We start from the raw sequence: 10,396 nt of genomic DNA on the forward strand, positions 1-10,396 counted from the left end.
GACATCTAGCTCGGGGTTTTCCACACCGCTTGTGGGCGGTTGCGCGGGAAAGGTGTGGATAAGCGGCTGTACCCCCTGCGGCGCAATGGCTGCGGAAGGGTGATCATTTCATGACCAGTGCGCGGACCCGCTGGCACGCGTGACCGATCCTTCACGGGTGCATGCGCAAGGTGACCTCTTCTTCCCCCGCCGTGCCCTGCCGGAGCCGCGTCAATGTCCGCAGCCAGCTACCTGTCCATGCGTGGGGTGTTCCTGGCCGGCGCGGGCCTGCTGCTGTCGGCGTGCCGGCAGGAGCCGCCGGCCGCGCTCGGTACCTTGGAGTGGGACCGCATTACCGTGCCGGCGCCCGCGGCGGAAACCATCGTGGCCATCCGGGTTCACGAAGGCCAGCAGGTGGCCGCCGGGGCGGCGCTGCTGCAGCTGGAGCCGATCCGCACCGCTGCCCAGCTGCAGGCACTGGAAGCGCAGGCCAGCCAGGCCGGGCAGGCCCTGCAGGAACTGCGTGAGGGCCCTCGCCGCGAAGACATCGACCAGGCGCGGGCCAACCTGGCGTCGGCACGCGCGCAGGCCGTCGACGCGTCGGCCTATTACCGCCGTCTGCAGCCGCTGGGTCGGCAGCAACTGGTGGCCGCTGCCGACGTGGACCGCGCGCGGGCGACCGCCGGCAGCGCGCAAGGCGCGGTGCAGGCGGCCGAACAGGCGCTGCTGGCGCTGGAACACGGTACCCGCGTGGAGCAGGTGGCCCAGGGCGAAGCCGCCCTGCAGTCGGCACAGGCCCAGGCCGCGGCGCAGGCAGTGACGCTGCGCAAGCTCGACCTCGTTGCCCCGCGCGCCGGGCGCGTCGATGCGCTGCCCTACCGGCTGGGCGACCAGGCGCCGGTGGGGGCCCCGCTGGTGGTGCTGCTGGTCGGCGACCGCCCTTACGCCCGGGTGTACCTGCCTGAGCCACTGCGCCTGAAGGTGCGGGTGGGGCAGGCGGCCCAGGTCCACCTGCAGGGCGGCGACGGCGTGTTTGCCGGCCATGTGCGCAGCATCCGCAGCGATCCCGGCTTCACGCCGTACTACGCGCTCAGTGGCGACGACGTGTCGCGGTTGAGCTGGCTGGCGGAAATCGAACTGGACCGCGCCGACGGGAGCGCGCCGCTGGCGGACCTGCCCGCCGGCGTGCCGGTGCGGGTGGTGTTTTGAACGCCGCCGAACCGGCGATCCGCGCGCGCGGGCTGACCAAGCAGTTTGGATCGCTGGTGGCGGTGGATCATGTCGACCTCAGCGTGCCGCGCGCCAACGTGTATGGGTTCCTGGGGCCGAATGGCTCGGGCAAGTCCACCACCATCCGCATGCTGTGCGGCCTGCTCACCCCGAGCGCGGGCGAGATCGAAGTGCTCGGCCTGCGCATACCGGAGCAGGCTGAAGCGCTGCGCCGGCGCATCGGCTACATGACCCAGCGCTTTTCGCTGTTTGAAGACCTCACCGTGCGCGAGAACCTGGAGTTCCTGGCGGCGGTGCAGGACATCCCGCGCGCCCGGGCGCGGCAGCGCATCGATGAGTTGCTGGAGCACTACCATTTCCAGGACCGCCAGAAGCAGTTGGCCGGCACCATGAGCGGCGGCCAGAAGCAGAGGCTGGCACTGGCCGGTGCCGTGATCCACGCGCCGGAGCTGTTGTTCCTGGACGAGCCGACCAGTGCGGTGGACCCCGAGTCGCGGCGCGATTTCTGGGAAAAGCTCTTCGACCTGGCCGACGCCGGCACCACCTTGCTGGTGTCCACGCATTACATGGACGAGGCCGAGCGCTGCCACCGTCTGGCCATCCTCGACCAGGGGGTGCTGGTGGCCGATGGCAGCCCGGCCGAACTCACCGCCGCACTGCAGGGGCGCACCCTGGAAGTGCATGCGGCGCAGCCACGACAAGCCCAGCGGGCGCTGGCAGGCCTGCCCGGGGTGCTCAGCGTGGCGCAGATCGGCAATACGCTGCGCGTGCTGCTGGACAGCGGCGACGATGCCGAAGCGCGCCTGCAGCAGGCGCTGCGCGCTGCCGGGCAGGGGGCGGAGGTGGTGCGCAGCGCCGCCAACCTGGAAGACGTGTTCGTCTCGGCCACGCGCGGCCGCGAGACGCCTGCCGCGGCCGGGGCCACGCCATGAACCTGCGGCGGCTGTGGGCGATCGTGCTCAAGGAGTTGCGGCAGATGCGCCGCGACCGCATCACCCTGGCCATGATCGTCGGCATCCCGGTGATGCAGCTGGTGCTGTTCGGCTATGCGATCAACCTCAACCTCCGCCATCTGGAGACCGGCATCGCCGACCAGACCGGCAGCGCGGCCTCGCGCGCGCTGCTGGCCGACATGGTGGCCACCGGGGTGATCACCCCGACCCTGCACGTGGACACTCCCGACCAGTTGATGACCGCGCTGCGGCGCGGGCAGGTCAGCATCGGCATCGTGGTGCCGCCTGATTTCGAGCGACGCCGGTTCGACGGCCGTGAGGCGGTGCAGGTGCTGGTGGATGGCAGCGATACCGTCGTGCAGAGCGCGGCGGTCCAGCTGGCCCAGGTGCCGCTGGACACCCGGCCGGTGCGCAACGACCGGCCACTGCGCGCGGGCGCATCGGGTGCGGCCGGGCAGATCAGCGTGGTGGCGTTCTACAACCCGCAGCGGCGCTCGGCGATCAACATCGTGCCCGGCCTGATCGGGATAATCCTGACCATGACCATGGTGATGTTCACTGCCGTGGCGATCGTGCGCGAACGCGAGCGCGGCAACATGGAATTGCTGATCGCCACGCCACTGAGCCGCAGCGAGCTGATGGTCGGCAAGGTGCTGCCGTATGCGGTGATCGGCCTGATCCAGACCACGCTGGTGCTGCTGCTGGGGATGTGGCTGTTCGAGGTGCCGGTGCGCGGCAGCGTGCTGGATGTCTACCTGGCGGCGGTGCTGCTGATCACCGCCAACCTGGCGTTGGGCCTGTTGATCTCGACCCGCGCGCAGTCGCAGTTCCAGGCCATGCAGATGACAATGTTCCTGTTCCTGCCATCGATCCTGCTGTCGGGTTTCATGTTCCCGTTCGCCGGCATGCCGCGCATCGTGCAGTGGCTGGCCGAGATCCTGCCGCTCACCCATTTCCTGCGCCTGGTGCGCGGCATCATGCTGCGCGGCGCCCGCTGGTGGGAACTGTGGCCCGAGGTGCTGGCACTGCTGGGCTTCATCGTGGTGATGATGACCCTGGCCATCCTGCGGTTCCGCAAGCGCCTGGATTAGCGCGCATGCCGACCAACGGTCGGCATCTACCCGGTAGGTACCGACCGTTGGTCGGTACGTGGCCTCACGCGATGACCAACCGCCCGCGCAGTGAATTGCTGTACGCCTCGCTGATCTCCACATCGACCAGCTGGCCGATCAACCGCGCCTGCCCCGGGAAATTCACCGACCGCATGTTCTCGGTCTTGCCGGTGAGCTCATTCGGATCGCGGCGCGACGGACCTTCCACCAGCACCGTCTGCACCGTACCGACCATCGCGTGGGAGATGGCGGCTGCCTGCTCGTTGATCCGGGCCTGCAGGCGCGACAGCCGCGCGTGCTTCTCCGCATCGCTGATGGTGTCCTCGAGGTCGGCCGCGGGCGTGCCCGGTCGGCGCGAATAGATGAAGGAGAAGCTGTGGTCGAAGCCTACGTCCTCGATCAGCTTCATGGTCTTCTCGAAGTCCGCGTCCGTCTCGCCAGGGAAGCCGACGATGAAGTCCGAGCTGATCGAAATGTCCGGGCGTACTGCGCGCAGCTTGCGGATCTTGGCCTTGAATTCGAGCGCGGTGTAGCCGCGCTTCATCGCCGACAGCACGCGGTCGCTGCCAGCCTGCACCGGCAGGTGCAGGAAATTGGCCAGCTGCGGCACGTCGCGGTAAGCATCCACCAGCGAATCGCTGAACTCCAGCGGGTGCGAGGTGGTGAAGCGGATGCGGTCCACCCCGTCGATCTCGGCGATGGTGCGGATCAGCAGGCCGAGGTCGGCAAACTCGCCGTCCCCATAGGGACCGCGGTAGGCATTGACGTTCTGGCCCAGCAGGTTGATCTCGCGCACGCCCTGCGCGGCCAGCTGCGCCACTTCCACCACCACGTCCTCGAACGGGCGGCTGACCTCGGTGCCACGGGTGTAGGGCACCACGCAGAACGAACAGTACTTGGAGCAGCCTTCCATGATCGACACGAACGCCGAACCGCCTTCGGCCCGCGGCTCGGGCAGGCGGTCGAACTTCTCGATCTCGGGGAAGCTGATGTCCACCTGCGATTTGCCCGATTCGCGCCGCTGGCGGATCAGCTCGGGCAGGCGGTGCAGGGTCTGCGGGCCGAACACCAGGTCCACATGCGGGGCGCGCTTGATGATCGCTTCGCCTTCCTGGGAGGCCACGCAACCGCCCACGCCGATGATGACGCCTCGGCCGTTGTTCTTCAGCGCCTTCCAATAGCCCAGCTGGCTGAACACCTTCTCCTGCGCTTTCTCGCGGATCGAGCAGGTGTTCATCAGCAGCACGTCGGCTTCGGCCGGGTCGTCGGTCAGCTCCAGGCCTTCTTCGGCGGCAAGTACGTCGGCCATTTTGGTCGAGTCGTACTCGTTCATCTGGCAACCGTGGGTCTTGATGTACAGCTTGCCGCGCACGGGGCCGGTCACCTGCGGCCGGGAACCGGGCAGGGGCAGCAGGTCGGGGCGGGGCGAATCGATGGCAGGCACGGCGGTGCCGGCCGAGGTCGGCAGGGTCGAAGCTGGCGTCCCGGTCATGGCGCTTATTCCAGTCGGGTGGGCGGGCAGGCAGCCGGGGAGGGCTGCCGGGTAGCCGTCCATTGTACCCCGGGCGCCCGGTAGAGCCACGCCCTGCGTGGCTGCGGGGCTTGGCAACGGCGCGCGAAACGGGGACACTCCGCCCCATGAAGGGGATCTTGGGGATCGCTGCGCTGGCCTTGGCTGCGCTGACCGCTGTGCCGGCCAGTGCGGGCACCCTGTACAAGTGTGTTGGCGCGGACGGCGTTCCCAGCTATGTCAGCAAACGCGTTGCCGGCACCAGCTGCAGCGTGGTCAGCAACTACCGTCCCGACCGCAGCGCCCCGCGCCGTTACATTCCGCCACCGTCTCCAGCCTCTGTGCCCGCCCCTGCGGTCGTGGCAACCGCTGCGCCGGTCCAGGACGGTGCCGCGTCCGGCACCGCGCTGGCCCCGACCCCGGCACCCGCCCAGGCCGCCACCGTGCTTACTGCCGCGCCGGCGCCGGCGGCCCGCACCGGCAAGGCGCAGCGCGTGGTCAACGGGCAGGTCTACTCGTACATGAAGGATGGCGTGCGGCATTACACCAGCCGCCGGCCCGCGCAGATGGCCAGCCTGGGCCAGGTCCGCACCATCCATTACAGCTTCATCGAGCGCTGTTATGCCTGCGGTGCCAGTCCGGGCGTGAACTTCGGTTCGGTCCGCCTCAACACCACCGCCTTCCAGGCAGAGATCGCGTCAGCCGCGCGCGAGTTCGGGGTGGAGGAGGCGGTCGTCCGCGCCATCATCCACGCCGAATCGGCTTACAACCCGACCGCGCTCAGCCGCGCCGGCGCACAGGGCCTGATGCAGCTGATGCCGCCCACCGCGCGCCGCTTCGGTGTCACTGATTCCTATGATGCGGCGCAGAACATCCGCGGCGGCGTGCAGTACCTGTCGTGGCTGCTCAAGCGCTTCAACGGCAATCTGACCCTCGCCGCAGCGGGCTACAACGCGGGCGAAGGCGCGGTCGACCGCCACGGTGGCGTGCCGCCTTACAGCGAGACGCAGTACTACGTGAAGCGCGTCGCCCTGCTCGCCGACCGCTACCGCGGCGCCACCGCCTCCACGCAGTAATCCCCGTCCGCTTTCGATCGCATCGCGAAGGCCGGCCAACGCCCGGCACTGCAGATGTGGGCGCTTCCCTGGCAGCGCCGGCCGTTGGCCGGCCCTCGTGGTGCGACCACCATTGTGTCGCCGAGTCAGGTTCCGCTATAGTCGATCAGGATTCATTGTGGACTGGCCCCCACCGGTCTACTGGCAGCCTCAAGCTACCTAAATCAATATCGGAGTGCCGGATGGCCAACGATGGGGTAAACGATCCAGTCAACACTGGACGTCGACGATTTCTTTCCGCAACCACCGCAGTGGTGGGAGCAGTCGGCGTCGGTTTCGCCGCAGTTCCGTTCATCAAGTCCTGGAATCCCAGCGCCCGCGCCAAACTGGCCGGTGCCCCTGTGCTTGCCGACATCAGCGCCCTGCAGGAAGGCCAGCGACTGGTCATGGAGTGGCGTGGACAGCCGATCTGGATCGTCAAACGGTCCAAGGCCATCCTTGACGCCCTGCACGGGCTGGATGGGCGGCTGAAGGATCCTGCGTCGGAGAACAAGGACCAGCAGCCGGACTACGTGCTCAAGCAGAACCCCGAATTCCGCGCGATCAAGGCCGAGGTCTCGGTGCTGGTCGGGCTGTGCACCCACCTGGGCTGTTCGCCGGAAATGGTGGCCGAGATCCGCCCCGAGCCGTTCGATCCGGAATGGAAGGGCGGCTACTTCTGTCCCTGCCACAAATCCCGGTTCGACATGTCCGGCCGCGTCTTCGATGGCGTCCCGGCGCCGATCAACCTGCTGGTGCCGCCGCACCATTACCAGGACGACGCCACCATCATCATCGGCGTCGATCCGCAGGGGGCAGCCTGATCATGGCCAACATCCTTTCCCGTACCGCCACCGGCGTCGCTGACTGGGTCAACGCACGCGCGCCCGGGCTGATGCCGGTGTACCGCAAGCATGTGAGCGAGTACTACGCGCCGAAGAACTTCAATATCTGGTACTACTTCGGTTCGCTGGCGCTGCTGATCCTGGTCAACCAGATCGTGACCGGCATCTTCCTCACGATGCACTACAAGACCAGTGCGCTGGAAGCGTTCAACTCCGTCGAATACATCATGCGGGACGTGGAGTGGGGCTGGCTGATCCGCTACATGCACTCCACCGGGGCCTCGCTGTTCTTCATCGTGGTCTACCTGCACATGTTCCGCGGCCTCATGTACGGCAGTTACCAGAAGCCGCGCGAGCTGGTGTGGATCCTGGGCATGCTGATCTACCTGGTGCTGATGGCCGAAGCCTTCATGGGCTACGTGCTGCCGTGGGGCCAGATGTCGTTCTGGGGCGCAAAGGTGATCATCTCGCTGTTCGGCGCCATTCCGGTGATCGGCAACGGGCTGACCGAATGGATCATGGGCGATTACCTGCCCAGTGATGCCACCCTCAACCGGTTCTTCGCCCTGCACGTGATCGCCCTGCCGCTGGTGCTGCTGTTGCTGGTGGTGCTGCACCTGGGCGCACTGCATGAAGTGGGGTCGAACAACCCCGACGGCGTGGAGATCAAGAAGGGGCCCAAGGGCAACCGCTGGTCGGCCACCGCGCCCACCGACGGCATTCCGTTCCACCCGTACTACACGCTCAAGGACGGGGTGGGCGCCGGCTTCCTGCTGATCATCGCGGCTTTCATCATCTTCTTCGCGCCAGGCTTTGGCGGCCTGTTCCTGGAGCACGACAACTTCACCGAGGCCAACCGCCTGGTCACGCCCGAGCACATCAAACCGGTGTGGTACTACACGCCGTACTACGCGATGTTGCGCGTGGTGCCCAACAAGCTCGGCGGCGTGATCGTGATGTTCTCGGCGATCGCCATCCTGTTCCTGGTGCCGTGGCTGGACAAGGCGCGGGTAAAGTCCTACCGCTACCGCGGCTGGTTGTCGCGCGCGCTGCTCGGCGTGTTCGCGGTCTGCTTCATCTGGCTGGGCGTGATCGGTTCCGGGCCCGGTACCGATGCGCATGAAACCTATGTCGGCCGCGTGCTGACCTTCCTCTACTTCGCCTTCTTCATCACCATGCCGCTATGGACCAAGCTGGACAGGACCTTGCCGGTACCGGACCGGGTGACCACGCATGACTGACCACTGGATTGTCCGGCTGGCCTGCGCGGCCGCCCTGTTGCTGGCCAGCACCGTGTCCGGCGCCGCCGAAGGCGGCAAGACCCTGCAGGCCGGCAACGACCTGGGCGACCGTGCGTCGCTGCAGCGCGGCGCGCAGCTCTACATGAACTACTGCTCCGGCTGCCATGCGCTGAAGTACCTGCGCTATTCGCGGATGGCGCAGGACCTGGGCCTGTCCGAAGAAGAGGTGATGAACAACCTCAACTTCACCGGCGTGCCGATCGGCGAGCCGGTGCCGGTGACGATGCCCAAGGCGGAAGCCGAGAAGTGGTTCGGCAAGATGCCGCCGGACCTCAGCCTGATCTCACGGGTGCGTGGCAGCGACTGGGTCTATACCTACCTGAAGTCGTTCTACCTGGATCCCAGCCGCCCGCTGGGCTGGAACAACGCGCTGTTCCCCAACGCCTCCATGCCCAACCCGCTGTGGGAAATGCAGGGCCTGCAGCACGCCGTGCACGGCAAGCCGGAAGCGCCGGGTGCGGACGCGCCGGTGACCGGGCTCACGCTGGCACAACCCGGTAACGTCGACCCGGGGCAGTACGACCAGGCGGTGCGGGACATCACCAACTTCCTGGAGTACGCGGGTGAACCCGCGGCGCTGAAGCGGCAGAAGCTGGGCGTGTGGGTGATCCTGTTCCTGGCACTGCTGACCTTCCTGGCCTACCTGCTGAAGAAGGAGTACTGGAAGGACGTGCATTGATCGATACGGCGTAAGTCGATCGGCCTATTGGCTTTTGTGATGGGCAGTTGCACACTCGGGTACTGTGACGACTGTCGGCAATGGGCCGACAGCGCCGATGCGACCGGCGGATACCGATCGCTGGAGAGCCTTTGATGGCGGCGAGCGTACGCATGCGGAACACCCTGACGCTGTTTTCCTCGAACGACGACGTGCTGTGCCATCGCGTGCGCCTGGTGCTGGCCGCCAAAGGCGTTACCTACGATTTCGTGCCCGTCGACCCGCAGAACCCGCCCGAGGATCTGATCGACCTCAATCCGTACCACTCGGTGCCCACGCTGGTAGAGCGCGAGCTGGTGCTGTACGCGGCTTCGGTGGTCAGCGAATACCTGGACGAACGCTACCCGCACCCGCCGCTGATGCCGGTGGACCCGCTCTCGCGTGCGCGGATCCGGCTGGCGATGCTGCGCATCGAACACGACTGGGTACCGCAGGTGCAGGCGATCCAGCTCGGCAACAAGACCCAGGCCGAGGCGGGGCGCAAGCGGTTGAAGGAACTGCTGACCAGCGCGGTGCCGCTGTTCAAGGCCAGCAAGTTCTTCCTCAACCCGGAAATGAGCCTGGCCGATTGCGCCATGGCGCCGATCATCTGGCGCCTGCAGTCGCTGGACGTGCCGTTGCCCAAGGATGGCAAGTCCATCGAGGATTACGGCAACCGCATTTTCCGCCACCCGGGCTTCATCCGCAGCCTGACCGACCAGGAAAAGAAGCTGCGCGACCTGCCGGCCTGATCGGCGGTTCGCTGCATCGGCGCTTTACGCCGGGGGACGTGCATGCTGACCGCTGCACGGGTGGGCGCGTACACTTGTCACATTTCCGCGGCACCCCACAATGACTGAAGACACTTTCCGCATGACCAGCCATCGCCCCTACCTGTTGCGGGCGCTGGTGGACTGGATCAACGACAACGACCTGACCCCGCATATCCTGGTCGACGCTGGCATGCCTGGCGTACAGGTGCCGCAGAGTGCGGTGAAGGACGGTCGCGTGGTCCTCAACATCGCCGAGCGCGCGGTGGTGCGGCTGCACATCGACAACGAGAGCGTGAGCTTCTCGGCCCGCTTCTCGGGCACCAGCTACCCGGTGCAGGTGCCGATCTCGGCCGTGCTGGCCGTCTACGCCCGCGAAACCGGGCAGGGCATGGCACTGCCGGATGATATTCCCGGCCACGAGCCGAGCCCGGACGATACCCTGCCGCCGGATGACACACCGACCCCGGATGACACCCCGCCCAAGCCGAGCGGTCGCCCGCACCTTCGGGTGGTCAAGTAAGAAATCGCCGCCCTCGGGCGGCGATTTCGTTGCTACACATCCTCGGCGCCGGTGGTGTCCACGCCGCGCCGGATTTCGCTGATGCGCGCGGCCGAGGGCCCGACGAAGGCCACCAGTTCATCGCCGCGCAGCACCATCCGCCCGGTATGGCGGTCGATGCCGTCGTGTGAGTACTCGAAGCGGTAGGTGCGCTCCCAGCCCAGCCAGCCGTTGTCCTTGCGGCAGACGCGGATGCCACTGGCATGCACGGCCTGGTCCAGCCACTGCACGTCGGCGGCGCGGCAGGCGTTGCGGCCCAGTTCGATGGCGCGTTCGGCCGCGGCGCGCGAGGAGTTCCAGAAGGCGTAGGCGAACGCGCCGGCAATCATCAACAGGATAAGAA

11 protein-coding genes are annotated in these 10,396 nt (G+C 67.1%); 9 read left to right on the forward strand and 2 right to left on the reverse strand.

What is annotated here, in order from left to right; genetic code table 11:
- Positions 1 to 213: 213 nt before the first annotated feature.
- The 3 genes from ACQG3P_RS14910 to ACQG3P_RS14920 are packed head-to-tail and all read left to right on the forward strand — an operon-like array spanning position 214 to position 3,253.
- Positions 214 to 1,188: an HlyD family secretion protein gene (locus tag ACQG3P_RS14910; RefSeq protein ID WP_426805506.1), complete on the forward strand. Its 975-nt coding sequence runs from the start codon at positions 214 to 216 to the stop codon at positions 1,186 to 1,188.
- A 17-nt stretch (positions 1,189 to 1,205) separates the two neighbouring features.
- On the forward strand, positions 1,206 to 2,141 hold the full coding sequence (locus ACQG3P_RS14915) for an ABC transporter ATP-binding protein (protein WP_320459207.1): 936 nt from the start codon (positions 1,206 to 1,208) through the stop codon (positions 2,139 to 2,141).
- Complete coding sequence (locus ACQG3P_RS14920; RefSeq protein WP_426805507.1) at positions 2,138 to 3,253, forward strand: ABC transporter permease; 1,116 nt, start codon at positions 2,138 to 2,140, stop codon at positions 3,251 to 3,253. Before ACQG3P_RS14915 ends, ACQG3P_RS14920 begins: the two co-directional genes overlap by 4 nt.
- A gap of 64 nt (positions 3,254 to 3,317) precedes the next feature.
- Here the strand turns inward: ACQG3P_RS14920 and miaB are convergent, their stop codons facing one another.
- Positions 3,318 to 4,766 carry a tRNA (N6-isopentenyl adenosine(37)-C2)-methylthiotransferase MiaB gene (gene miaB / locus ACQG3P_RS14925; RefSeq protein WP_426805508.1) on the reverse strand — a complete coding sequence of 483 codons (1,449 nt, stop codon included), beginning with the start codon at positions 4,764 to 4,766 and terminating at the stop codon, positions 3,318 to 3,320.
- Between the two features lie 146 nt (positions 4,767 to 4,912).
- On the opposite strand from miaB, the gene ACQG3P_RS14930 reads away from it, so the two are divergent.
- From ACQG3P_RS14930 to ACQG3P_RS14955, 6 genes are all read left to right on the forward strand, one after another.
- Positions 4,913 to 5,860 carry a lytic transglycosylase domain-containing protein gene (locus ACQG3P_RS14930; protein ID WP_426805509.1) on the forward strand — a complete coding sequence of 316 codons (948 nt, stop codon included), beginning with the start codon at positions 4,913 to 4,915 and terminating at the stop codon, positions 5,858 to 5,860.
- A gap of 221 nt (positions 5,861 to 6,081) precedes the next feature.
- Positions 6,082 to 6,702: a ubiquinol-cytochrome c reductase iron-sulfur subunit gene (gene petA / locus ACQG3P_RS14935; protein ID WP_184124178.1), complete on the forward strand. Its 621-nt coding sequence runs from the start codon at positions 6,082 to 6,084 to the stop codon at positions 6,700 to 6,702.
- A gap of 2 nt (positions 6,703 to 6,704) precedes the next feature.
- Positions 6,705 to 7,964 (forward strand): cytochrome b, encoded by a 1,260-nt coding sequence (locus ACQG3P_RS14940; protein ID WP_068850673.1) that lies wholly within the window; start codon positions 6,705 to 6,707, stop codon positions 7,962 to 7,964.
- Complete coding sequence (locus ACQG3P_RS14945) at positions 7,957 to 8,703, forward strand: cytochrome c1 (protein WP_426805510.1); 747 nt, start codon at positions 7,957 to 7,959, stop codon at positions 8,701 to 8,703. Before ACQG3P_RS14940 ends, ACQG3P_RS14945 begins: the two co-directional genes overlap by 8 nt.
- A 134-nt stretch (positions 8,704 to 8,837) precedes the next feature.
- Positions 8,838 to 9,473: a glutathione S-transferase N-terminal domain-containing protein gene (locus ACQG3P_RS14950; RefSeq protein ID WP_145478065.1), complete on the forward strand. Its 636-nt coding sequence runs from the start codon at positions 8,838 to 8,840 to the stop codon at positions 9,471 to 9,473.
- Positions 9,474 to 9,573: 100 nt separating this feature from the next.
- A complete protein-coding gene (locus ACQG3P_RS14955) occupies positions 9,574 to 10,014 on the forward strand; it encodes a ClpXP protease specificity-enhancing factor (RefSeq protein WP_426805511.1) in 441 nt (146 codons plus the stop codon).
- 32 nt (positions 10,015 to 10,046) lie between these two features.
- On the opposite strand, the gene ACQG3P_RS14960 is transcribed toward ACQG3P_RS14955, so the two are convergent.
- Positions 10,047 to 10,396 (reverse strand): DUF3301 domain-containing protein (locus ACQG3P_RS14960; RefSeq protein ID WP_426805512.1); only part of this gene is annotated, 350 nt, incomplete at its 5' end.

The sequence above is a fragment of the Stenotrophomonas sp. SrG genome, assembly GCF_050031795.1.
GTDB lineage: Bacteria > Pseudomonadota > Gammaproteobacteria > Xanthomonadales > Xanthomonadaceae > Stenotrophomonas > Stenotrophomonas rhizophila_A.